A 24,135-nucleotide genomic window follows, 5' to 3' on the forward strand; every position below is an offset into this window, starting at 1 on the left:
TGTGGTCAATTAACGTCCTGGTTTAGTTAAGCTTACTGCGAATATATTGGAACCCGATATATCATATTTATTTAGAAAGGTGATAGAAATGAAAAATATTCAAGAGCAACAAGCACACGAAAGTCATAGCCACGATCATACCCACGGAAAAATGCCAATTATTTCATATTTTATTGGCTTAGTGTTGGCTATAATTGGGCTTTTTTTAAGCGATGAAAATTTATTAATACAAAACATCTTATTTTCATTTGCCACAATCACAGCCGGCTACCATGTAATTATTCTCGAAGGAATTGGAGAGACAGTTGAAAATACTAAATTAAAGGGGAAATTCACTCCTAATTCTCATATTCTAATGGGATTAGCTGCAATCGGGGCTTCTCTGATAGGGAGTTTTTGGGAAGGAACCCTTTTGATACTTATTTTTTCCGGCGCTCATTTTCTTGAAGATTACGCTGAAGGAAGAAGTAAAAGAGAAATTACTAAGCTACTCGAAATGAACCCAACGACAGCTAAATTAATTCTACCTGATGGAAACACAAAAATTGTTGATGTCAGTGAATTAAAAGTTGGAGATCAACTCCAAGTGCTGAACGGTGATCAAGTTCCAATTGATGGAATTATTTTATCGGGTACTACCTCAATTGATGAATCTTCTATTAATGGAGAAAGTATAGCGAAAGAGAAGTCTAAGGGTGACGAAGTTTTTGGAAGTACGATTAATGGAACAGGTACTTTTACTATGGAAGTCACTAAGGAAAACAAGGATACTGTATTCTCTAAAATTTTACAATTAGTTAGTCAAAACCAAGATAATCAAACAAAAGCTGCCAGTATCATTCAAAAATTCGAGCCTAAATATGTTAATATCGTTTTAATCGCAATACCATTAGTAATGTTACTTGCTCCTTTTTTATTTGATTGGACATGGTCGCAAAGTGTTTACAGGGGATTAGTGCTTTTAGTCGCAGCTTCACCGTGTGCTTTGGCAGCAGCTACTGTATCTGTAACATTATCTACAACATCTAACCTAGCTAAAAAAGGCGTGCTTTCAAAAGGAAGTACTTACCTATCACAATTAGCGGATATAGATGCAATTGCCTTCGATAAAACAGGAACCCTTACGAACGGAGAACCTAAAGTAACAAATTACTATTTCACTCATTCTGTGAACGAAGAAAATATTATTGATATTATAGTCGCCCTTGAAAAGGAATCCAATCACCCACTCGCTAATGCTATTTTAGAAAAATTTGAAGTTAAAAATAAAATAGGCATCGAAGTTACTAATCAAATTGGAAAAGGTCTGACAGGAGATTATAATGGAAAAAATTATCGTATTGGTAAGCCTACTTCTTTTGAAAGTGTTTCTGAAGAGTATACCCAGTTCAATCATGATTGGGCATCAGAAGGAAAGACGGTTGTATACGTAGCAGAAAATGAAGAAGTTATTGGGCTTATAGCTCTAATGGATATTCCGAATGAGCATGCTAAAGAAACAATTAATTACTTTAAGAAACTTGGTATCCACACGACTTTAATTACTGGTGATTCGGAAATGACGGGAAAAGCTGTAGGCGAACAATTGGGAATAGACGAAGTTATCGCTAATGTAATGCCTGAAGATAAATCCAGAATTATAGAAGAACAAAAAGAAAAATTTGGAGTTACTGCCATGGTCGGAGATGGTGTGAACGATGCACCGGCCCTTGTTAATGCTGATGTTGGTATAGCTATGGGGGGCGGTACTGATGTGGCAGTAGAAGTATCTGATTTGGTTTTAATGCAGAACAATTTATCTAAATTAGTACAGTCTCATAAAATTTCCTCAAATATGGGTCGTGTTATTAGGCAAAATATTATTTTTTCAATGGCAGTTGTTGCCTTTTTAGTTGTCGTTAGTTTGTTAGGATTAACTGATATTACAATCAGTGTAATTGTTCATGAAGGAAGTACTTTAGTTGTTATACTAAATGGACTTCGATTATTAAGATCTAAATAATGAACGAATCGATTGACATGAATGAACTTTGAAGTGTGGATTCTACAATGTTCCCATAACATTGGACACTAAAAAACAGAGCAATCTAATAAAGATGTTATGAGTAAAAACAATGCCTTGCATACCGTTTTTATCATACGGGCGGTCAAATAAGCAATTAAAGAGCATGGGAAGCATAAAATCATAAACAGTGACTTAAGGCAGCCAGTTTACATTCAAAAGTTACATTGACTGTATTAAAAGTTTCGAAACGATTAATATCCGTATGGGGGCAAGCGTCGAGCCAAAGATAATGCCAGGACAGAGCGTCTTTTTCCGTTCTTTTAAGTGGGAAAGGTTTTACCTTCTCTATGCCAAGACAGTCCCAGAGCTAAAAGGGCCAGTTGCTCTTTTTGGGCGTTTGTGAACGGTAATCGCAGGAAGGGGATTTTCCCAACCGCACCTGGTTTTCCATCACAATAAAGTTGGCGGCATTTGTTCTGATATTCTTGGGAATACTTACACTATGAATGGCCGTATTAAGTGATACAGGAGCTGCTATTATTGTAATACTGAATGCTCTCCGCCTTTTGAGGGTAAAAGAATAAAAGTAAGGATAACTAGGTAAAGCTGTTCAATCAAAAATTGAACAGCTTATTTTTCATCAAAATCAAAAACGTTTATTATAATACCTACACTTGTTCCGTTAAACGTACCGATTTTTAACCTTATTGTATCAGTAATATCTTGAAACGAAGTAAGCGACTAAAATTTCTCTTTTATCATACGGTTATAAAAATACACTTTTAAGAACGGTTTGAAAATTTTTGAAATAGATCAAAATAATCTTCTGGTTAAAAAACTTGTAGATATGACTTCTCTCTTAAATTTTTGTTTGATTAGATTAGACCCTAAATAAACATTATAAGACTATTGATTCCATTAGTTTTGGTGTAACTTTATATTTTATTTTGCACTTAATTTAAATGTTGTCTTACGAAATTTTATGAAATTATGTATCTTACATTTAACTATACTTTAACCATTTAGTTCACACTTAATAAGTATTTCAACCGGTGATTAGCCACAAACACCTGGAGATCAACTTATTTCTTCTACATAAATTTCACCTTGAATATGAGTATGCATGCTTTATTTATTTAATTAATTTCGCTTATATATTCTTCTATGTATAAATGGTTTTTTTGATAAAAATTTAAAAAGAAGCGTCTATAGGATTTTCTATAGACGCTTCAAATGTTTATTTAACAATCATTACTGGAATTTTCGAACGTTTGGCAACTTTGTGACTCACACTTCCCATTACCATTTCCTGCAGACTATTCAATCCCCTATTGCCCAAAACGACTAATTGATACTGTCCTTTATTGGCAAAAGCGACAACAGTTTCATTCGGCACACCATGTTCATAATGAATCAGGTAAGGAATATCGTTCGATTCATAAACACTAATAATTTCTGACAGTTTTTCTTTTCTCTTATTAATAATACTTTCTGAAGCTCCACTGTGTAGCACATCGTCTTTAGAATCTGCTGGATCGATGACATTGAGTATGGTAACTTCTGACTCTTCATTGATAAAATTTAACGTTTCCTTTGCGGCTCTGATACTATTATCAGAACCGTCTGCGGCAAGCAAAATTGATTTATACATCGAAATTCCTCCTATATCTTAAGTAAGGTGCTGTTCATTCAACTGACTCAGTTCTTTAACAATTTTACGACTGTCTGTATTTAATTGTTTGATATAAACTGTATTACCTTTTTCCTCAAACTTTCTTACGATGGTATCAATCGCATCTACTGCGGAGTCATCCCATAAATGAGCTTTGGAAAAATCTAATTGAATCGGTTTATCATATTTCTTGAAATCAATTTTTTCAATTGTTGTATCAATTGATGCAAAGAAAATCTGACCTTCAAAATGCAGCGTAATAGTATTTTCCATTTCTTCCAGATACACATCGACTTTTGAGATTTTCGTCGCAAAGAAGAGCGCACTGAATATAACACCCACAATAACACCGATTGCAAGGTTATGTGTAAATAATACAATAGCTACTGTGATGAGCATGACGAATGCATCAGTCCTTGGTGCTTTTTGCACATATCTGAAAGAACTCCAGTCGAATGTACCAATAGAAACCATTACCATAATACCGGCAAGTATTGGCATTGGAATCTGAACAACCCAATTGCCCAGAACAATAATCATCAATATTAATACAACACCCGCACTGAGAGAAGACAATCTAGTTGTGGCACCTGATTTCACGTTGATAACTGATTGACCAATCATGGCACAACCACCCATACCACCAAAGAATCCTGTAATAAAGTTTGCGATACCCTGACCGCGGGATTCTCTGTTTTTGCTGCTGTAAGTGTCCGTTGCGTTATCGACTATTTTAGCAGTCAGTAAACTTTCTACGAGACCTACAATAGCCATCGATAGCGAGTAAGGTAAAATAATCATTAGGGTTTCCATGGTAAATGGAACATCTGGAATAAAGAAGCTTGGGAGAGATCGCTCAATATTTCCTAAATCCCCCACTGTCCCTACGTTAGAACCAAAAATAATATAAATACCTGTCAAAAGTAAGAGTGCAATCAATGGTGCAGGTACCTTCTTGAGGAATCTCGGAACAATATAAACGATAAGAAGTGTGACAATTACATAGATGTAAGTATCAATGGATATACCGAAAATATGTTCAATTTGAGACATAAATATCATAATACCAAGGGCATTAACGAAGCCAATCATTACTGAGTTCGGAATAAACTTCATTAACTTTCCAACTTTTAACAAACCTAGAATCAGTTGAATAATTCCCATGAGTATTGTCGCTGCCAATAAATAATCAACGCCGTATTCACTGACAAGCGGGACTATAAGTAATGCGATTGCACCGGTTGCTCCCGAAATCATAGCTGGACGACCGCCGACAATCGAAATGATTACAGCAATAAGGAATGAAGCATACAACCCTACCATTGGATCGACTCCAGCAATAATTGAAAATGCGATGGCTTCTGGAATCAAAGCCAATGCGACGACGACTCCAGCCATAATGTTAGTACCCGGCGCAGTCAGCCATTCTTTTTTAAACTTTTCTTTCATAAATACACTTCCTACTCTTTTAAAATAACTAAAGTAAGTATAACAGAATAGTTCCATATGTATACCCCTTTATGAGAATAAATGTTATACTTTCTAAAGAAAGGAGTGTTATTTAATGAAATATGGCTACATTAGACCAATTGATTTATATGATGTTATACCTGAACAAGAGAAAAAAATAAAAATTTATACTCATAACATTATAAGGGAAAATCATACAGATACTAAAAATCGATATCAATTAGATAGATTGCTTAATGATATATTGAAGCCAAATGACCAACTGTATGTTACTGATTTATGTATTTTAGCAGATTCAACCAAACAGCTTGTCGATATTGTCAATTCTTTAGACCGCGACTTTATTTCAATCCGTATTATCAATCCTTCTATGTTTATCAGCCCTACACCTCGATATACCTTTAATCAAATTTTAAGTGAAATCTCAAATTTTCAAAGTGACGTAGTCAGATTTAGGACCAAAGAAGGAGTAAACAGTGCTACAAAAAAAGGAAAACAGATGGGAAGACCAAAACGGAACGATGAAAATATTAGAAAAGCGATAGAAATGTATACGTTAAAAAAATTCACATTAGATGAAATTAAATCTGCTACAAATATAAGTCGAGCTACTCTATATAGACATTTAGATAAATAGTCTTATAAACGGATATTTTGAGATGATATATTATAAGGGAGGTAATTTTTTGAGCCAGTATGTTTATGGGTGTAATCGAGTGGACACCCGTCAACAATATTTTATACATCATTCTGATTTATTAGAAAGATATAATTTTGAGGAGAGTTTAAAAGATTCAAGAGGAAGGAATCGAAAAGGCGGCCGCCCAAGAGTTAAAATCACCGATATTACAAAAGCTATTAATCTATATAATACGGGAGAATACAGTGTAAAAGAAATTATTGAAACGATTGGCATTAGCAGAACTACTTTTTATCGATATTTAAACTGTAATAAAAAATAGAACCACTGTACTTCCATCACTGATTATAAAAATTTTCATGTATCTTTTACGACAGATAATATGCTTTTTCCTCATGTAAAATACCTCACTAAAGTAAAAAACTTCTTAAACCTATAGGTGAAAAAATATATCTCATTAACGGGTCATACGTTACGAGAGTTACCATAAATGATATATTCCAAAAATTTAAGAGATGTTAATTATAAAGAAACGACCATTGAAATGAAGTACATTACAGTAGTCGTTTCTTCAAATGTTATTTAACTATCATTACTGGAATTTCTGAACGTTTTGCCACTTTATGGCTCACACTTCCCATTACCATTTCCTGCAAACTATTCAATCCCCTATTGCCAAGGACGACTAACTGATAGTGTCCTTTATTGGCAAAAGCGACCACAGTTTCATTGGGTACGCCATGTTCATACTGAATCGTGTAAGAGATGTTATTCGTCTCATAGAGATTTATAATCTTTGATAATTTTTCTTTACGTTTATGCATAATACTTTCTGAAGGACCACTGTGTAATACATCATTTTTAGAATCAGTAGGGTCGATCACATTGAGTATTGTTACTTCTGTTTCTTCATTGATGAAATTTAATGTTTCTTCTGCTGCCCTGATACTGTTCTCAGAACCATCGGCGGCAAGTAGAATTGATTTATACATTAATATCTCCCCCTTATTATTAAGTCAGATGTTGTTCATTTAATTGACTCAGCTCTTTAACAATCTTACGACTGTCTGTATTCAATTCCCTGATATGAACAATGTTGCCCTTTTCTTCAAACTTTCTTACAATCGTATCAATTGCATCTACTGCAGAATCATCCCATAAATGAGCCTTGGAAAAATCTAATTGAACAGGTTTATCGTATTTCTTAAAATCAATTTGTTCAATCGTTGTATCAATAGATGCAAAGAAGATCTGTCCTTCAAAACTCAGTCTAATAGTATTTTTCATTTCTTCCAAATGAACGTCTACTTTCGAAATTTTTGTAGCAAAGAAAAGTGCGCTGAATATAACTCCTACGATAACTCCGATTGCAAGGTTATGTGTGAATAATACAATAATGACTGTAATTAGCATCACGAAAGCATCTGTACGGGGAGCTTTAGCGACATACTTGAATGAATCCCAGTCGAATGTACCAATAGCAACCATCACCATAATACCCGCAAGTATTGGCATTGGAATTTGGACGACCCAATCACCAAGCACGATAATCAGAAACATTAGAAAAACACCAGCAGTGAAAGTAGATAATCTTGTAGTCGCACCGGATCTCACATTAATGATTGATTGACCGATCATGGCACAACCACCCATTCCACCAAAGAATCCAGTAATGAAATTTGCGATACCCTGACCGCGGGATTCTTTATTTTTGCTGCTGTAAGTGTCTGTTGCATTATCGACAATTCTAGCAGTTAGTAGACTTTCTACCAGTCCAACAACCGCCATAGAAAGCGAATAAGGCAAGATAATCATTAGAGTTTCCATAGTAAATGGAACGTCTGGAATAAAGAAGCTCGGTAGAGATCTTTCAATAGTACCAAGATCACCGACTGTACCTACGTTAGATCCGAAAATAATATAAACACCCGTCAGAACGACAAGAGCGATTAATGGTGCAGGTATTTTTTTAATGAACTTTGGAAATATATATACTATAAATAATGTAGCGATGACGTAAACATAACTATCGATAGATATTCCAAAAATATGTTCAATTTGAGACATGAATATCATAATTGCGAGCGCATTAACAAAACCAATCATCACAGAGTTTGGTATGAATTTCATCAATTTACCAACTTTTAACAGCCCAAAAACTAGTTGAATAACTCCCATGAGTATTGTCGCTGCCAGCAGATAATCGACCCCGTAATCATTGACTAGCGGCACAATAAGTAACGCGATTGCCCCTGTCGCAGCTGAAATCATAGCTGGCCGTCCACCAACGAATGAAATGATTACCGCAATAAGAAATGATGCATATAAACCAACCATCGGATCGACTCCGGCAATAATTGAAAATGCGATTGCTTCAGGAATTAATGCTAATGCAACTACCACACCGGCCAAAATATTCGTACCCGGCGCTGTCAGCCATTCCTTTTTAAATTTTTCTAACATAATACACTTCCTACTCTAAATTAAATATATAAAGTAATTATAACAGAAGAGTTTCATATGTACTTCCCTTTATGAGAATAATATATTTAAATTTAATGTTACAATATTGTAAAGACAGGAGTGGAATTAAATGAAATACGGTTATATAAGACCTATTGAATTATATGATGATATTGAAAATCAAAAGAAAAAATTAGAAGAACATACTAAGGATATCTATATAGAAGAACATGCAGAAAATAAACTTAGAAATCAGTTAGACTCTTTGCTTCATGAGACACTGAAAGAAAATGATGAATTGTTTATTACAGATATATGTATACTAGCCGACTCAACAAAACAGCTAGTAGATATCATTGACTTATGCAGTAAAAAAGGTGTACGTATCCTTATTATCAATCCGGACATACTAGTTTCTGCTGCTGCAGAATATAGTTTCCAACACATTTTAAATGAAATTTCTAATTTTCAAAGTGATGTTGTCAGATTCAGAACACAATTAGGTGTTAAAAAGGCAAGAAAAGATGGAAAGAAAATGGGAAGACCTAAACGAAGTGACGATAATATAAAAAGAGCAGTTGAAATGTATATGTTAAAAAAATACACACTGGATGAAATTAAAGCTGCTACAAATATAAGTCGCGCTACTCTATATAGACATTTAGACAAATAATCTCATAAACGAATATTTTTGAGACGTTTTGAGTTTTTTAATTGTTTAATACAAATACTAGGATTGTCATTTTTGACGATAAATTGCATATATTTTAAGTGTTATTTTGCATAACCAACTTTAAAGCCCAGCTGTCTTTGTGAAAAGATTAGCTGGGCTTCTTAACTATAGTACAAATTATCGCCCAAATCAGTGCGAAATAACATCGAAATTGACAGTATTTCTTTTTTAAAGTGTTATATAGTTGCCTAATAAAGGTAGACCCTAAATAGACATTACAAGGATATTATTTTCACTGGTTTTTCAGTGTATGATTAGGGTGTATTTTAATTATATTCAGAAAAGATGGTTATATGAAAATAGGCTACGCTCGAGTGTCGTCATTGGATCAGAATTTGAATAGACAGATTGAAGTATTAGAAGAATTTGGTGCAGAAAAGGTTTTTAGAGAAAAGAGATCTGGTGCCACCGTAAATGAGCGCAGTGTCTTCAAAGAAGTCTTAGACTTTGTGCGTTCGGAAGACCAACTCATTGTAGAATTTATTGACCGATTAAGAAGAAATTACGATGAAATCATAGATACAGTTAATTTCTTAAAGCAAAAAGATGTTCAATTGGTTATCACAAGTTTGCCTATTATGAGTGAAGCGATCGGCAACCCACTGTTGGATAAGTTCATCAAAGATCTAATCATCCAAATACTAGGCATGATTGCAGAACAGGAGCGTTCGGAATCAAAGCGTAGACAAGCCCAAGGTATTAAATTGGCAAAAAGTAAAGGAATCTATAAAGGCCGACCGATACTTTACTTTCCAAATGCGAAAGATCCTCAAAAGCGACTCGTGTATCATCGTGTCGTTTCTCAGTTGAAAGAAGGCATTGCCATATCCCAAATTGTGAAAGAAGTAGGAATTACACGACAGACTATATATAGAATTAAGAAAGAAATGAAATAGTGTTTATCAACAGAAATGTGACGTATAGTATCAAGATAAGAAGAAATCAAAATTATTTAGGCACAAAATAATAAAAAAGATCTTTCTCAAAATGTTTTTCTAAAAATTCTTTTTGATTCAATACTGTCTCTTTTAGTTTTACAACCTCCATACTTTTTGGTTCAAAACTTACAGTGACATGAGATTCACCATAAACATGACCCATTTGTCTTAATACATAACCTTCTTCATAAACATCTCCAATTTTATTTTCATACGAAACTATTATATAAATGTCAGTATAAAAATTTTTCATCTTACCTTTAAAATAGTGATAAGGAATAGTATTTTTTAATTTTTCATTACTATCTAAATGATATGATCCGTTAGTAGTAAATATTAACCCCAAATCCTTATAACCATTATCTTTATGTTTCATCCAAGTCTCATTTTCTGCATATAAATACAAATAAACCCTCACATTATAAGCAATGTTTTTTGATGTATTTTTAATACTAAAACGATAATCTCCAAAAAGCATAGACACATTCTCAGCAACCCAACTTTCGTTAAAATGAGATTTCTCTTCTGTCATTACATCAGGAAAATACATCACTAAAACAGGTTTAATATTTTCATTGAATTGCTGTTTTTGTAACTTTAATGTCTCTTCTGAAATTTTCAAAGAATCTAAAGTGATTTCATTACTCTTTTTAGCATTAGAAACAGATTTCCAAGTAATTATTAATAAAATTATTGAGGAAATAAACGCTAATAAATCAGAAATTAAAACAGGTTCATAAGTCACTATTTTTTCGATAAATGATTGTTTATTATCCATCCACTTCTCCATTCATATACTTTTATTTTTTACTAATTATATCAATAATTTTTATTCCAATTTTCTTTTGGTGTGAACCAACGGCAACCCTAAAAACCCAAAAGCTGTAGGTAGGCATTTTTGATACCTCGCGGTATATGCCTACCGGTTTTTTAGTTTATTCAGGGTTGCTTTTCCCACCAAAAGTTTTCTCGGCATAAATGAATCTCCACTGTTTTTTCTAGCACAGGAGAAAAAAGTTATGCAGAAACGTCGATCACAACATATGAGTGCGTCCTCACGGATTATTTTATCCCACACCCCACAATATAACTTTCCTATGATAAAATCAAAAGACGTTTCGGAGAAGCCAGTATATTACGGGCAACCAGTCTAACTGATGCGTCTACATTAAAACACGATCGAATCTTATTGCGGGACATAAAAAATGATACAATATCATAGTCGCCTATACTTCCTGGGCGAACATCGACCAGGAAGGAGGTGAACACCATGGAACTAATTTTTGTTAACATCATTGCCCCAATTATCGTAGGGGGCATTGTTGCGCTCTTTGTCTATTGGTGAGATAAGCGTAACAATAAGTAGGCGACAATAACCACACCAAAAAACCCCCAATCTATACCAGTAGATTGGGGGTTCGGTGATTCCATGGAACTAATTTTTGTTATCTACATTATAACATTCTAATTAATTAAAATCAAAATTCTTGTAATGAAACGTTTTTGATATATTTTTTAGCGATAACTTAAGTATGTTTGGTGGTAATATAAGGAACTATTAATTAGATTATATAGTTGGTATGATGAGAGAAGTGAAAAAGCCAACTTTTTTTATTATAATAAATGGCTATTTGGAGGGAGAGGTTATGGCTTTTAAAAAAGTAGTTGTAGACTTTGATATTGTTTTTGAATTCATAGAAGGTAAGGATTCTAAAGCAGAATACTCAGAAACTGTCGAGTTTCAAGATGGACAGAATAAAAAGGAGTTAGAAGCTATGCTAGAGAGAAAAGCTAAAGAAATTGGAAAAGAGCTAAGAGATACTATTGTAAATAACGACTTTATAAGTGTAGGTAACACTTTTTTTTAGAACCAATTTAATTAAATTCGTTTACTGTAAATCCTTAAATTACTAGATTTAGAAAGCTTTTTTTATTTTAATTTTTAAGTGTCTACTTTAGGAGGAGCACATCAGAGATTGAATGAAACATCTTGTGTTTTTTGAATAAACTTTAAGTACTCTAAATAACTGCTATGATTAATTAGGTAATAATACATCGATTCTATACATGACATGCTGCCTTCTTACTTTAAATTAAGTAAGTTTCTTAAATAAGAACCTAGTGGAGTTTTCAGGGCAATAAAAGGGCAAACTATCTGGAAAAGGGCAGATAGTATTGGAATTCTTTTTAAGAAAATAGTTGGAAAACATTGATCTAAAAGGATTTTTATTAACCCTTGTAGGGTGATAATTGGAGTACATCATTGAGTGGGAATAAGAAAGTTGCTTTCAAAGCCGATGTATGTATCTTAAATCATACATCGGTTTTTTTGTTATATAATATTTTATTTTGATAAATCGTAATGATTACGTTATAATTCATTCACTTAGATGAGTTAGAAGATAAAATCAAAAGGAGTGTTTACTTGGCAAAGAAATCTAAAGTAGTTAAAGCACAGAAGCGAGAAAAAATGGTTGCACAGTATGCAGAGTTAAGAAAAGAGTTAAAAGAAAAAGGTGATTATGAAGCACTTCAGAAGTTACCTAGAGATTCATCACCAACACGCGTAAACAACCGTTGTGGTGTAACCGGTAGACCTCGTGGTTACATGCGTAAATTTAATATGTCTCGTATTGCCTTTCGTGATCATGCCTATAAAGGGCAGATTCCAGGTGTAAAAAAGGCAAGTTGGTAAAAAGTAGAGCCAGTAATCTTAATTAAAAGATTGCTGGCTCTTTATTGATAAATTATTCATGTCCTATACGATTTTGCAGTACCTGAATTAAAGTCTCAACTGGGTAAAGATGCCAGTCAATATACTCCCCAGTTTTATAATCATTAACAGCCATTTGAACTAGCTTAGCTTCTTCATCTGATAAGCTTTCCATAACAATTTGTCCGGCAGTTTCTTTCGAATAGACCTCACCAGTAGTATAGGTCAGAATCATGCGACAAAAGGTTAAAATGACATTCGTTTCATCACCCTCATAATCACCTATTAATACTCTAGAAGCATCCTCAATCGCTTTTTGTAAGTCGTTCAAAGGAATCTCAGGAACTAGATTTTTGATATTTTTATCCCCGTAAAGTGAAATTGAGTTTGACCTCGCCTGGTAAAGCAAAATAGCGAGATCTGAATTAGTTTTCTTAGTTGGAATTATATTGTTTAAATAATCTTCCCTGAGCCACTCTCCATAAACAAAATCTTCAGTAGGAGGATAGGTCCAAGGGACATTGTCATTGTAATTAAGCACTGTTAACTCGATGTACCTGAGATTACTGTCCGCTCCAATACTTTTGGAAATAGGCATAATTTTAGAAATTAGTTGTTCTTTCTCTTGATATGTCATATCTCTATTTAAAATAACTAAAAAATCAATATCACTATTGGTTTTTAAGCCACTCTCAACATAGGAACCATACAGATAGACCCCTAATAAGTCATTTGTAAACAAGTCTTTCAACTCATTTAAGACATTATCGATTTGAATATTATCCTCTTTCATAATAAGAACACTCCGATTTAAAGCATTATATATAACCTTTATACCATAATGAGACAGTATACTTTTTATGAATAGATTTTAATTTTAATGGTAGATAGAATATAGATAAATATCGTAAGAGGGTGATAAAGTTCTGTTACTAAATGAGAGTCATATAAGAAATGTAGTCAATATGAAAGAGGCGGTTCTGTTGCAAAGTAAAAAAATATAGCTAACCACTAATTTATCATGTCAGTGTTCGCTTAATTTGCTAGCATGATGCTAATTTCGTGGCATGGCGAAAATCCGTAGATCTGAAGAGACCTGCGGTTCTTTTTATATAGAGCGTAAATACATTCAATACCTTTTAAAGTATTCTTTGCTGTATTGATACTTTGATATCTTGTCTTTCTTACTTTAATATGACGGTGATCTTGCTCAATGAGGTTATTCAGGTATTTCGATGTACAATGACAGTCGGGGTTCAGTTTAAACGTTTTAATAACTTTAGCCATGGCTACCTTCGTTGAAGGTGCCTGATCTGTTATCACTTTTTGAGGTTTACCAAATTGTTTAATGAGCCGTTTGATAAACGCATACGCTGAATGATGATCTCGTTGCTTACGCAACCAAATATCTAATGTACGTCTCATCAATACGCCATTTGTAATAGGCTTTTTTATGTTTTTTCTTCCAAATTTGATACAAAATCGGAGCATATTCTTGAACCCAACGGTAGACCGTTGAATGATGAACGTTGACACCACGTTCTCTTAGTATTTCAGATATATCACGATAACTCAGCGCGTATCTTAGATAGTAGTCAACGGCTACAGTGATGACGTCCTTGTTAAATTGTTTATATCTGAAATAGTTCATATAGCATACTCCTTTTTGTTAAAATTATACTATATACTCAACTTTGCAACAGAACCATAATATTTCTCTTATTTGCTAACTTACCTCGTTAGGTTAAATGAACTTATTTACAAACTCGTTATTTATATTTATTCTGTAAATTTAGTCTAGATCCTAAATAGACAACACTAGAGTGTCTATTTCACCGATGAATTGCATATATTTTAAATACTATTTTGCACATACTACTTTAGAACCCAGCTTGTCTTCTTACGAAGACAAGCTGGGTTCTTTAATTATAATGCAAATTATCGTCTGAATTAGTGCAGAATAATTACGAAAGTGACAGAAGGGGTAACCGGATGTGAATCGGTGATTAAAGTTTAGCAGACCTTTGTCTTAAATCTGGGCTATAGCACTATATAAATTTTCTGCAGTATCAAAAAAATAGGAGTGATTATCTTGATATCAAGACAATCACCCATAATTAATTATATGAAACAAAAACTTAAATATATGACATTTCTTTATTATTGGTTCAATTATAATTCATTTTAGTGATGGTGGTGTCCAGATGACTTAGCTTGCACCTTACACAAGATAGAATTATCGTGCAAATGATCAGGCGTTTCTAATTGAACCGTCATATGGTGAATATTTTGGTGCTCAAGGTCATGTTCGATTTGACGAAGCAATCGTTCACTTTCAGCAATAGACATTCGTTCATCTACAACCGCATGACAAGACAGTGCGTTTAATCCGCTTGTTATCGACCAAACGTGTAAGTCATGAATACCTTCAATGCCTTTTTTATTTTTGATTGTTTCAACCACATCATCCATATCAACATCTTCCGGGGCCCCTTCCATCAAGACATGTAGCCCGGATTTCGTAACAAAGTAACCACTGCGTAACACGAGCACGGCAACAATGACACTTGCGAGTGGGTCTGCCCACTCCCAGCCAAAGAATATGATGAGTAATGCAGCTATAATGGCACCAACAGAGCCAAGCATATCGCTAATCACATGTAAGTATGCTCCACGCATATTCAAATTTCCTTCTACATCTCCGCCGCGCATCATCATCCAAGCAACAAGAGTATTGACTAGTAAACCAATTGTAGCAATGACTAACATTCCGGTAGATGCAACTTCAGGCGGGTTTTGGAAACGTCTGATTGCTTCATAAAAAATAAAAAGTGCGACGATGATAAGTGTCAATCCATTAAGAACAGCCGCCAGTATTTCAAACCGCTTATAACCATATGTTTTACTATGGTTAGCAACTTTTGCTCCAAGGGTGAAGGCGAGTAGCGCAATTCCAAGTGATATAGCATCACTTAACATATGACCTGCATCTGCCAACAAGGCAAGACTATTAGTAAGATATCCACCTATGGCTTCAACAATCATATATGAAGTAATAATAATAAAACTAATCAATAAAACCTTTATATTTGCACCATGCGTGTGATTATGACTATGATCGTGTCCCATTTTAAACGCCTCCTAGATTAATGATGTTCAGCATGTTCAATTGCCTGATTCAATAAATTAATAACATGATCGTCATTTTCAGAATAAAACAATGTTGTTCCTGCTCTTCTATATTTGACTAGTCTTAAATTTTTTAAGAAACGTAATTGGTGAGAGACACTAGATTGGCTCAAATTTAATGTCTCTGCAATCTCATTGACAGCATGTTCACCCGAACACAAAAAGTTCAAAATACGAATTCTGGTTGGGTCACTCAATGCTTGGAACGTTTGCGAAACAATAAACAACGTTTCTTCATCTAAGTCTTGTTTTCCTTCATTCAACAACTCTTCGGGTTTCTGTTCTTCATTCATTTATTTCACTCCTATATAATGTATAGATTTAAATATATGAACATATAATCATATTATCATATATAGCTTATATTACGCTACATTGAATGTCAATTAGAAACTATAACATTCGAACGAGTCGTCAAGGTTTCTAAAAGTTAAAATATAAATATCAGTTTAGATAATGCGACAAGCGTAACTACTATGCTACCTTATCTCTAATGTAATGTTTATCTTGTTCCACAAATATACCTCGTTAGTTTAAGTGAACTTACTCGCAGAATAGTTATTTATAATTATTTTGTAAATTTAGCCTACGCTAAACCACCTTATTTAATAAATTCATTCAGAGACATCTCTACATAAAAGTAATTTTTAGAATAAGAAAATTTTCTTCTCAAAAACGAATATATTGGAATATGCTATGGATTACCCGGTGTCGGAAAAACATTGTCTTCCAAATATTATGCTAATTGGAACACTATCGAAAAAGAAATAGATTACACGAATATCAAGGAATTACAATCAGAAAATCTCGATGAAAGTATACTTGAAGCTAGAACCATTTTTTATACCGCGCCTCCTATAAGAGCGACAAAAATGACTGCAGAAATTCATTCCATTGGATTCAGAATAAATATGGTAAAAAGTATATACAGAGCAAAGAACAGTGAAGAAGAAAAATATACGACAGATTCATTTGAAGATATTGATCTTGTTATTGTAGATGAAATCAATCGATTAAAAATACAGAGTTTATAGCAACTGAGGGATATATATGATAGAAATAATATCGCAATGATATTTATTGGAATGCCTGGAATCGAGAAACGATTGGCACGATACCCCCAGCTCTATTCGAGAATTGGATTTGCTCATGAATTTGATAAACTCAGTAAAGATGAAACGCATCATATCTTGGAATACAAATGGGAAGAGTTGGGCCTTTCTATAAAAATTGAAGATTTTTCTGATTACGAAGCTCTGACTAGTATTATTAAAATTACTGGCGGGAACTTTAGACTCATTCAAAGACTTTTCACTCAAATAGAGAGAATACTTGAAATCAATAATCTTCATACCATTACTTTAGAAGTTGTGGAAGCTGCCCGAGACAGTTTAGTATTTGAAAGTGCAAGATAACATCGAAAGTGACAGTTGGAACATAAAAGGCTGTGTTCTACCTTTTTTCAAATGTGTTATAGTACAAAATAGCGCTTAAAAACAGGCGTAAAATAGCGTCTTAAGTGACATCCTTTTACCGTATGCACTATTTTGTGTGTAAAACGGTCGTTTTTTGAACTTAATCTTGCATGTAGTTTTTGTCATATTAAATACTCATTTTATGCACGAATTCTCGAAAATTATAATCTATTCTAATACATAAAGGAATGACAAGTTCTTTATTAAAAGTAGAAAGAAGGGATTGTAAAGTATGAGAAAAAAGAACCTATTGATAAGCTTGTTTTCTCTAATGATGGTCATTGTTTTATCAGCTTGTACAAGCAATGACGAAGAAGCATCTGTAGAAGATACTAGCAATGAAAAGAATTCAAATGAAGAGATGAACATGAATGAGGACAATGAAAATTCTATGGAAGAAAATATGAATAACTCCTCCAGTGAAGGAGAAATGAATAATGGTTCCATGGGTAATGGTCATATGGATCATGATGATGTGGTAAGTCTAATTGATTCGACAGGAGAGAATGAACTGAATATCCCCCCTATACTCAAAAGCGACAGCAACAAAGGAACTGAGTATACAATACGCGCGCAAAAAGGAGAAACAGAAATATTTGATGGCGTTCAAACAAAAACATATGGCTATAATGCCTCGTTTCTAGGTCCCATGCTTCAATTTGAAAAAGGAGATACTGTGAAAATAAACTTAATCAATGAACTCAATGAAAATACCACTTTTCACTGGCATGGATTGGAAGTGCCAGGGAATGACGATGGTGGTCCACACAATGTATTGGAGCCAGGCGAAGAGAGTACTATTGAATTTGAAGTGACACAGGAAGCTGCCACATTGTGGTTCCATCCCCACCCGGAAGGAAAAACCTCTGAACAAGTGTACAACGGACTTGCTGGGTTAATTTATATCGAGGACCAAAATTCAAAAAATCTCGAATTACCAAGTGAATATGGAGAAAATGACATCCCTCTCGTTTTCCAGGACAAAGTATTTAATGATGAAAAACAACTGAATTACAAAGCCATAGCAAATGAAGATGGCACAGTCGGGGATACATCATTAATTAACGGCACATTGAATCCAAAATTAACTGTAGATAAAGAAAAAGTAAGGCTTCGACTTTTAAATGGATCAAATGCAAGAAATTACACCTTTAAACTAAATACAGGGGATTCTTTTGTACAAGTCGCAACGGACGGCGGGTTTTTAAATGAACCGGTCTCAATGGAAGAAATCACACTCACGCCTTCAGAGCGGGCCGAAATAATCATTGATTTTTCTAAAGTCGATGGTAATGAAAATATAGCGTTAATGAATGAAGATGGTGCCACGCTCTTACCTTTTGAAATCACAGATCAAACAGGTAAAAACATGGATATACCTGATGAAATGAATGACTTTTCAGTTACAGAAGAAGAAAAGAACCTGCCAGTGACAAAAGAAATTGAACTTTTCGGCATGATGGATCAGGTAACGATAAACGGAAAAAAATTTGATCCTGAAAGAATTGATTTTACGCAGGAACAAGGTGTTACAGAAGTATGGGAAATTTATAATAAACCTGACATGATGGGCGGCATGATTCATCCGTTCCACATCCATGGTGCTCAGTTTAAGATCCTTTCCAGGAATGGAGAAGCACCAGCTGAGAACGAAAGAGGTTGGAAAGATAGTTTTTCCGTTGCCCCGGATGAGACTGTAAAAATTGCCATTCAGTTTAAAAATAAAGGCATATATATGTTCCACTGTCACATACTTGAACATGAGGATAATGGGATGATGGGACAGGTTAAAGTAGAGTAAGCTCCAAAGCTTCAATCTAATAACAAAAAAGGAACTATTTCTTGATTTTTTCTAGACGAATTACAATATTGAGTAAGTTGGAGAAGGACAATCATCATTAAAATTATGTGCAGTTTCTATGGAGTTTTACCATATTGGTTTATATGCGAAATGGATGGGTATTCAATTAATGTAAGTGCATTCAATTCTATAGGAGGGATTTATAATGGCTCATGAACAACATCAACAACTGATTCAGACGTTACATGAATGTATGGAAGCCTGTAACCACTGTTACGATGCCTGTCTGAGGGAAGAAGACGTAAAAATGATGGCGGAGTGTATCCGATTGGATCGTGAATGTGCAGATATCTGTGCATTTTTAGAACAGGCTCTGACAAGAAATTCACCATTTTCTTCTGATCTGGCGGCAGTATGTGCCAAGGTCTGCGAAGCATGCGGCAACGAGTGTCAAAAACATGACCACGATCACTGCCAGAAATGTGCAGATGCGTGCTTCAAATGTGCAGAGTCTTGTAAAGAAATCGCCTAAGCACAACACTTAGAAAGAAGTGGTATGTCGGAACTTATTCTGGACATACCACTTCTTTTATTTCCGGTTAAGATTGTACCTAGCATTTTAACGAAAATATACATTAAGGTGTATTTGCATTATTAATTAAGAGCGCCCTTGATTTTGACAATACTTATAAGAGACGCCTTAGTTTAGACAAGGTTATAAAAAACAGTTGAGTTCGTTTAGAACCATCGTTGCAAGGAGGAGTAAACCGAATTCCCTTCAAAACAGTCATTAAGGTACTCAAAAATATCTACGAAAGAAATATAAGATATAATGAGCAATTGAAAATCCTTGGCGATCGAAAAAGCTATTCTAAGACAGATTGTGATGCCACATTCATGAGAATGAAGGAAGACCATATGAAGAACGGTCAATTGAAGGCAGGATATAATTTACAGATTGCGACAAACAATCAATTCACCCTGGCTTATGACATCTTTCCAAATCCGGCGAATTCAAGAACACTCACGCCGTTCTTGAATCATTTCATAGATTTGCATAAGAAACTTCCTAAATATATTGTTGCCGATGTTGGATATGGAAGTGAAGAAAATTATGAGAATTTGATTGATGATTTTGAAGTTACACCTTTAATTCCTTTTAATACATACTATTCGGAGCAATCAAAGAAAAACAGAACAAATATTTTTAATACATTTAATTGGCCATATAATGAAATTGAAGATTATTTTACATGTCCCGAAAATTACGACCTTAGATTCTCTCATTGATTTATGGAAGATGAGCCATACGAAACATTAGGTGAAAAACTCGCACTCCCGCCATTTTTAGAAGATAAACGTGAAGAAATTGAAAGTCAAATTCGTCATTTCGATACGACACGTTCAAATTAAATTCTTAAATATAGGAGGTTTCTCATGAAACACGTATATCAAGAAAATAAAAAAGGTGCACCAGTTTTTGTTTTATTACATGGAACTGGCGGTGATGAGACGGATTTAATTCCTCTCGCTCAAGCAATTAATTCAAATTTCAATTATTTAGGCGTGCGTGGAGAAGTAAAAGAAAATGGAATGAACCGCTTCTTTGAACGCGTCGGTATGGGACAGTATAACTGGGATGATTTACGAAATCGTGCCGATCAACTATTTGAATTTATTAAAGAAAAATCCATCGAGTATGACTTTGATTTAAGTGATGTTTATTTACTCGGATTCTCTAATGGTTCAAACATTGCATTGGAAATGATTTTCCGTCACCCAGAAGCATTTCACCATGCGATACTTGGTGCACCATTATATCCCGCTAACTTAAAAGATACTTTTGATTTAGGACATTTAAATGTCCTTTTATCCATGGGTAAAAATGATCCGATGGCACCCGTTCAAGAAAATGAACGTCTCATTGAAATGTTAAAAGATCGCGGTGCATCAGTTTCTACACATTGGGTAGAAGGGCACAATTTAGATCAGAGTGTTGTAGAGGCAGCTAAAGACTGGATTTAACTATTAAATACAAATAAAATGGAGCTTTTAAAATGAATCAAACAAAATTAGCAGTTATATTTTATACTATGACAGGTACAAACTACGAAATGGCAAAATGGGCAAAAGAAGCAGGTGAAGCTGCAGGTGCCGAAGTGAAATTACTTCGTGTAGAGGAGCTTGCAAGCCAAGAGGTTATAGATAGTAATGAACCTTGGAAAAACACATATAATACAATTAGAGACATCCCTGTAGCTACTGCAGAAGATATTGATTGGGCAGATGCACTCATATTTAGCACGCCAACACGTTTTGGTATGATCTCTTCTCAAATGAAACAATTCATTGATACGTTGGGTGGATTATGGGCGCAAGGTAAAACAATTAATAAAGCCGTAAGTGCAATGACTTCAGCAAACAATGCAAACGGTGGTCAAGAAGCGACATTACTCAGCTTCTACACAACAATGATGCACTGGGGTGCAGTTATCGTACCACCAGGATATACAAGTGATAAAATTGCACCTGCTGGCGGTAATCCATACGGAACGAGCGCAACTTTAAATGAAGATGGAAGCATTAAAGAAGAAGTTCGACCTGCAGTTGAACACCAAGTAAAACGTACATTAGAGATCGCAACTAAAATAAACCAATAATATTTCACACACCAATTCAATAGAGTTGGTGTGTTTTTCATTTTAAATTAAATTAATTGACAATAGTGTGTCCAAAGATTACTCTAAATATGTAAATTTAGTTGTAATTTTCATATATTTTCTACTATGTTTTTAAAATTTTATAAAGGTGGGTATGATGAAACATTTCAGTTATTTTTTTGTATTGATTCTCGTACTGTTACTAACTGCATGTAACGGATTTTCAGTAGACAACAATTCAAGTAATTCTAGCGAAAGTAATGGTGATAATGCATCTTCTGAACCTATCGAACTTAACTTTTGGACATTCTGGGGTAGTGAAGAGCGCCGTACAGTTATTGAGAAAATTATTAAAGATTTTAACGAATCCCAAGATGAAATTATTGTAAAACATACATACGTTCCTTGGAGCGATATTTTTACTAAAAACTTATCCGCTATTGCTGCAGGCGATCCACCAGATGTCATTATTAATGATATTAATTCACTTAGAGTACGCGCATCTGAAGGACAAGTAGAACCCATTACAGAATATGTAGATGATGAAGTTCAATCACGTTTTTATGACCAATTGTTCGATGCGGCAGTCGTTGATGATGAGATTTATGCGTTACCATTTAATACAGATAACTCAGTAATGTTTTATAATGTTGCACATTTAGAAGAAGCAGGATTATCTACAGAAGATTTACCTGAAACATGGGAAGAAGTAGATGCATATGCACAAGCATTAGATATTCAAAATGACGAAGGATATGAACGTATTGGATTTTATCCATTAATACGTGGATCTATTTCATTATGGATGGTCAATGCTTTAGGTGAAAATTATATTTCTCCTGAAGGAGAGATTAATATTAATAACCCTGAAGTACATTCAGCATATGAATGGGTACTTCAGTCTCAAGAAAAATATGGAAAGAATTATTTAGATTCAGTGAATGCCCGATTTGATAACGCACAGCAAGATCCTTTCATGTCAGGAGAAGTATCAATTTTAGTACGTAACGCAAACTATAATGTTCAATTACGTAATCATGCAAGTGATTTAGAGTTTGTTACTAGTCCACTCCCACAAAGAGAACTTGGTGCAAAACCGGCATCAATCGGTGGTGGATTCGTTGCCGAAATACCGAAGGGTGCAAGTAATCCAGAAGCATCATATCAATTTATCGAATATATAACGAATTACGACTCACAGTTATACTGGGCTGAAAATAACTTTGACTTGATGGCTAACGAACAAGCAAGTATTGACGCAGCTGAAAGTACAGAATTTAATAATACAGATCAAAAAGTTTACAATACAATGGTTGACAACATGGAAAACACTGTGTTGACTTTAATTCCCCTAGGCGCACCGGATTACGGTAGTACTTTACATTCTATATTTGATGAAATTATTAACGGTTCAGAAACTGTTGAAGATGGTATACCACGTGCACAATCAGAAATGGAACGCATGTTTAATAATGAGTAAGTGGTGATTTTATGAAACGACAAGAAAATATATATGGCTACTTATTTATATTGCCATGGATTATTGGGTTTTTGGGGCTAACATTTGGCCCCATGGCCTTTTCTTTATATGGGAGTTTTACGAATTATAACGTTACTTCTAGGATGGATTATATTGGACTCAGTAATTATAAAGAAATGCTATTCCATGACAATTTGTTTTGGACATCAATGGCAAACACGTTATTTTTCGTCGTGTTTTCCGTCCCTCTAACGACTATCGCCGCAATTCTTATTTCCGTTATGCTAAACCAAGATGTTCCAGGTATGCGATTTTTCCGTACAATTTATTATTTGCCCGCCGTGCTATCTGGCGTTGGTGTGTATTTGTTGTGGATGCAATTGCTCGATCCATCAGCAGGTTTAATTAATCAGTTTTTAGGATTGTTTGGCATTAATGGCCCAAACTGGTTATTCGATGCGAATTGGTCGAAACCATCATTAATCTTAATGAAGTTATGGAGTGCGGGTGGTGCGATGTTATTATACTTATCCGCAATGCAAGGGATTTCAAAATCCTTGTATGAAGCCGCATCTATTGAAGGTGCAACGAACTTTCAAAAATTTTTTAAAATTACATTACCTTTAATCAGTCCGATTATATTTTTTGATGTGATTACGAGTACAATCGGTTCATTTCAAATTTTCCAAGAAGCATATATTATGAGTTCAGATAACTCCGGGTCTCCTGAAAACTCTTTACTATTTTATAATTTATATATGTGGATTAAAGCATTTACTGTATTTGATATGGGCTATGCAATGGCAATGTCTTGGGTATTGTTTGTCATCGTACTTTTATTAACATTAGTAAATTTTACTTTAGCAAAATTTTGGGTCCATTATGAGGATGATTAA

23 protein-coding genes and 3 pseudogenes are annotated in these 24,135 nt (G+C 34.3%); 17 read left to right on the forward strand and 9 right to left on the reverse strand.

Annotated features, from left to right (window positions below; all coding sequences use genetic code 11):
• Positions 1 to 88 precede the first annotated feature (88 nt).
• Positions 89 to 2,002 carry a heavy metal translocating P-type ATPase gene (locus V6E76_RS09885; RefSeq protein WP_176760582.1) on the forward strand — a complete coding sequence of 638 codons (1,914 nt, stop codon included), beginning with the start codon at positions 89 to 91 and terminating at the stop codon, positions 2,000 to 2,002.
• Positions 2,003 to 3,242: 1,240 nt separating this feature from the next.
• Here V6E76_RS09885 and V6E76_RS09890 read toward each other — a convergent pair.
• Positions 3,243 to 3,656, reverse strand: a complete 414-nt coding sequence (locus tag V6E76_RS09890; protein ID WP_247352462.1) for a universal stress protein — start codon at positions 3,654 to 3,656, stop codon at positions 3,243 to 3,245.
• 18 nt (positions 3,657 to 3,674) lie between these two features.
• Positions 3,675 to 5,126 carry a SulP family inorganic anion transporter gene (locus V6E76_RS09895; protein ID WP_026858754.1) on the reverse strand — a complete coding sequence of 484 codons (1,452 nt, stop codon included), beginning with the start codon at positions 5,124 to 5,126 and terminating at the stop codon, positions 3,675 to 3,677.
• Between the two features lie 115 nt (positions 5,127 to 5,241).
• Between V6E76_RS09895 and V6E76_RS09900 the strand changes: the two genes are divergently transcribed.
• Both V6E76_RS09900 and V6E76_RS09905 read left to right on the forward strand, forming a co-directional pair.
• Positions 5,242 to 5,784 carry a recombinase family protein gene (locus V6E76_RS09900; protein WP_247352464.1) on the forward strand — a complete coding sequence of 181 codons (543 nt, stop codon included), beginning with the start codon at positions 5,242 to 5,244 and terminating at the stop codon, positions 5,782 to 5,784.
• 49 nt (positions 5,785 to 5,833) lie between these two features.
• Positions 5,834 to 6,109 carry a helix-turn-helix domain-containing protein gene (locus V6E76_RS09905; RefSeq protein WP_026858756.1) on the forward strand — a complete coding sequence of 92 codons (276 nt, stop codon included), beginning with the start codon at positions 5,834 to 5,836 and terminating at the stop codon, positions 6,107 to 6,109.
• Between the two features lie 256 nt (positions 6,110 to 6,365).
• Here V6E76_RS09905 and V6E76_RS09910 read toward each other — a convergent pair whose 3' ends face one another.
• Entirely contained in the window at positions 6,366 to 6,779 is a 414-nt protein-coding gene (locus V6E76_RS09910) for a universal stress protein (protein WP_026858757.1), read from the reverse strand.
• A 19-nt stretch (positions 6,780 to 6,798) separates the two neighbouring features.
• Positions 6,799 to 8,250 (reverse strand): SulP family inorganic anion transporter, encoded by a 1,452-nt coding sequence (locus V6E76_RS09915; RefSeq protein WP_247352466.1) that lies wholly within the window; start codon positions 8,248 to 8,250, stop codon positions 6,799 to 6,801.
• Between the two features lie 130 nt (positions 8,251 to 8,380).
• Here V6E76_RS09915 and V6E76_RS09920 point away from each other — a divergent pair, with 130 nt between their 5' ends.
• Entirely contained in the window at positions 8,381 to 8,923 is a 543-nt protein-coding gene (locus tag V6E76_RS09920) for a recombinase family protein (RefSeq protein ID WP_026858759.1), read from the forward strand.
• A 353-nt stretch (positions 8,924 to 9,276) separates the two neighbouring features.
• Positions 9,277 to 9,879, forward strand: coding sequence for a recombinase family protein (locus tag V6E76_RS09925; RefSeq protein WP_026867172.1), 603 nt, complete (start codon positions 9,277 to 9,279; stop codon positions 9,877 to 9,879).
• A gap of 52 nt (positions 9,880 to 9,931) precedes the next feature.
• Here V6E76_RS09925 and V6E76_RS09930 read toward each other — a convergent pair whose 3' ends face one another.
• On the reverse strand, positions 9,932 to 10,699 hold the full coding sequence (locus tag V6E76_RS09930; protein WP_166626268.1) for a hypothetical protein: 768 nt from the start codon (positions 10,697 to 10,699) through the stop codon (positions 9,932 to 9,934).
• 492 nt (positions 10,700 to 11,191) lie between these two features.
• Here V6E76_RS09930 and V6E76_RS09935 point away from each other — a divergent pair, with 492 nt between their 5' ends.
• From V6E76_RS09935 to rpsN, 3 genes are all read left to right on the forward strand, one after another.
• Positions 11,192 to 11,266: a type I toxin-antitoxin system Fst family toxin gene (locus V6E76_RS09935; RefSeq protein ID WP_156889177.1), complete on the forward strand. Its 75-nt coding sequence runs from the start codon at positions 11,192 to 11,194 to the stop codon at positions 11,264 to 11,266.
• Positions 11,267 to 11,567: 301 nt separating this feature from the next.
• Entirely contained in the window at positions 11,568 to 11,789 is a 222-nt protein-coding gene (locus V6E76_RS09940; protein WP_026867170.1) for a hypothetical protein, read from the forward strand.
• Between the two features lie 557 nt (positions 11,790 to 12,346).
• On the forward strand, positions 12,347 to 12,616 hold the full coding sequence (gene rpsN, locus V6E76_RS09945) for a 30S ribosomal protein S14 (RefSeq protein ID WP_026867169.1): 270 nt from the start codon (positions 12,347 to 12,349) through the stop codon (positions 12,614 to 12,616).
• 52 nt (positions 12,617 to 12,668) lie between these two features.
• Here rpsN and V6E76_RS09950 read toward each other — a convergent pair whose 3' ends face one another.
• The 4 genes and pseudogenes from V6E76_RS09950 to V6E76_RS09965 form a co-directional block, all read right to left on the reverse strand.
• A complete protein-coding gene (locus V6E76_RS09950; RefSeq protein ID WP_051220547.1) occupies positions 12,669 to 13,427 on the reverse strand; it encodes an aminoglycoside adenylyltransferase domain-containing protein in 759 nt (252 codons plus the stop codon).
• 242 nt (positions 13,428 to 13,669) lie between these two features.
• Positions 13,670 to 14,285, reverse strand: a pseudogene (locus tag V6E76_RS09955) (IS6 family transposase).
• A 533-nt stretch (positions 14,286 to 14,818) separates the two neighbouring features.
• Positions 14,819 to 15,763, reverse strand: a complete 945-nt coding sequence (locus tag V6E76_RS09960; RefSeq protein ID WP_247352469.1) for a cation diffusion facilitator family transporter — start codon at positions 15,761 to 15,763, stop codon at positions 14,819 to 14,821.
• A gap of 17 nt (positions 15,764 to 15,780) precedes the next feature.
• Entirely contained in the window at positions 15,781 to 16,116 is a 336-nt protein-coding gene (locus tag V6E76_RS09965; RefSeq protein WP_247352471.1) for an ArsR/SmtB family transcription factor, read from the reverse strand.
• Positions 16,117 to 16,491: 375 nt separating this feature from the next.
• Between V6E76_RS09965 and V6E76_RS09970 the strand changes: the two are divergent.
• The 9 genes and pseudogenes from V6E76_RS09970 to V6E76_RS10010 all read left to right on the forward strand — a co-directional run.
• A pseudogene (locus tag V6E76_RS09970) lies at positions 16,492 to 17,238 on the forward strand (AAA family ATPase); the annotation flags it as partial.
• 292 nt (positions 17,239 to 17,530) lie between these two features.
• A complete protein-coding gene (locus V6E76_RS09975; protein WP_247352473.1) occupies positions 17,531 to 19,099 on the forward strand; it encodes a multicopper oxidase domain-containing protein in 1,569 nt (522 codons plus the stop codon).
• Positions 19,100 to 19,304: 205 nt separating this feature from the next.
• The gene (locus V6E76_RS09980) at positions 19,305 to 19,631 is read left to right on the forward strand and encodes a four-helix bundle copper-binding protein (protein ID WP_247352475.1); all 327 of its coding nucleotides are present in this window, start codon (positions 19,305 to 19,307) and stop codon (positions 19,629 to 19,631) included.
• Positions 19,632 to 19,849: 218 nt separating this feature from the next.
• Positions 19,850 to 20,389, forward strand: a complete 540-nt coding sequence (locus tag V6E76_RS09985) for a transposase (protein WP_123808778.1) — start codon at positions 19,850 to 19,852, stop codon at positions 20,387 to 20,389.
• A pseudogene (locus V6E76_RS09990) lies at positions 20,390 to 20,512 on the forward strand (ring-cleaving dioxygenase); the annotation flags it as partial.
• A gap of 24 nt (positions 20,513 to 20,536) precedes the next feature.
• Entirely contained in the window at positions 20,537 to 21,124 is a 588-nt protein-coding gene (locus tag V6E76_RS09995) for an alpha/beta hydrolase (RefSeq protein WP_123808780.1), read from the forward strand.
• Between the two features lie 32 nt (positions 21,125 to 21,156).
• Positions 21,157 to 21,759, forward strand: coding sequence for an NAD(P)H:quinone oxidoreductase type IV (gene wrbA / locus V6E76_RS10000; protein ID WP_247352477.1), 603 nt, complete (start codon positions 21,157 to 21,159; stop codon positions 21,757 to 21,759).
• Between the two features lie 157 nt (positions 21,760 to 21,916).
• Positions 21,917 to 23,239: an ABC transporter substrate-binding protein gene (locus V6E76_RS10005; RefSeq protein ID WP_247352480.1), complete on the forward strand. Its 1,323-nt coding sequence runs from the start codon at positions 21,917 to 21,919 to the stop codon at positions 23,237 to 23,239.
• Positions 23,240 to 23,250: 11 nt separating this feature from the next.
• Entirely contained in the window at positions 23,251 to 24,135 is an 885-nt protein-coding gene (locus tag V6E76_RS10010) for a carbohydrate ABC transporter permease (RefSeq protein WP_247352481.1), read from the forward strand.

It is taken from the genome of Jeotgalicoccus huakuii (assembly GCF_036665975.1).
GTDB classification, from domain to species: Bacteria; Bacillota; Bacilli; order Staphylococcales; family Salinicoccaceae; genus Jeotgalicoccus; species Jeotgalicoccus marinus.

Coding starts and splice junctions, on each gene's coding strand:
- V6E76_RS10005 (WP_247352480.1), top strand. CDS start 21,917: ATGAAACATTTCAGTTATTTTTTTGTATTGATTCTCGTACTGTTACTA.
- V6E76_RS09910 (WP_026858757.1), bottom strand. CDS start 6,779: ATGTATAAATCAATTCTACTTGCCGCCGATGGTTCTGAGAACAGTATC.
- V6E76_RS09980 (WP_247352475.1), top strand. CDS start 19,305: ATGGCTCATGAACAACATCAACAACTGATTCAGACGTTACATGAATGT.
- V6E76_RS09995 (WP_123808780.1), top strand. CDS start 20,537: ATGAAACACGTATATCAAGAAAATAAAAAAGGTGCACCAGTTTTTGTT.
- V6E76_RS09965 (WP_247352471.1), bottom strand. CDS start 16,116: ATGAATGAAGAACAGAAACCCGAAGAGTTGTTGAATGAAGGAAAACAA.
- wrbA (WP_247352477.1), top strand. CDS start 21,157: ATGAATCAAACAAAATTAGCAGTTATATTTTATACTATGACAGGTACA.
- V6E76_RS09890 (WP_247352462.1), bottom strand. CDS start 3,656: ATGTATAAATCAATTTTGCTTGCCGCAGACGGTTCTGATAATAGTATC.
- V6E76_RS09920 (WP_026858759.1), top strand. CDS start 8,381: ATGAAATACGGTTATATAAGACCTATTGAATTATATGATGATATTGAA.
- V6E76_RS09925 (WP_026867172.1), top strand. CDS start 9,277: ATGAAAATAGGCTACGCTCGAGTGTCGTCATTGGATCAGAATTTGAAT.
- V6E76_RS09975 (WP_247352473.1), top strand. CDS start 17,531: ATGAGAAAAAAGAACCTATTGATAAGCTTGTTTTCTCTAATGATGGTC.
- V6E76_RS09960 (WP_247352469.1), bottom strand. CDS start 15,763: ATGGGACACGATCATAGTCATAATCACACGCATGGTGCAAATATAAAG.
- V6E76_RS09950 (WP_051220547.1), bottom strand. CDS start 13,427: ATGAAAGAGGATAATATTCAAATCGATAATGTCTTAAATGAGTTGAAA.
- V6E76_RS10010 (WP_247352481.1), top strand. CDS start 23,251: ATGAAACGACAAGAAAATATATATGGCTACTTATTTATATTGCCATGG.
- V6E76_RS09885 (WP_176760582.1), top strand. CDS start 89: ATGAAAAATATTCAAGAGCAACAAGCACACGAAAGTCATAGCCACGAT.
- V6E76_RS09900 (WP_247352464.1), top strand. CDS start 5,242: ATGAAATATGGCTACATTAGACCAATTGATTTATATGATGTTATACCT.
- V6E76_RS09940 (WP_026867170.1), top strand. CDS start 11,568: ATGGCTTTTAAAAAAGTAGTTGTAGACTTTGATATTGTTTTTGAATTC.
- V6E76_RS09915 (WP_247352466.1), bottom strand. CDS start 8,250: ATGTTAGAAAAATTTAAAAAGGAATGGCTGACAGCGCCGGGTACGAAT.
- V6E76_RS09930 (WP_166626268.1), bottom strand. CDS start 10,699: ATGGATAATAAACAATCATTTATCGAAAAAATAGTGACTTATGAACCT.
- V6E76_RS09895 (WP_026858754.1), bottom strand. CDS start 5,126: ATGAAAGAAAAGTTTAAAAAAGAATGGCTGACTGCGCCGGGTACTAAC.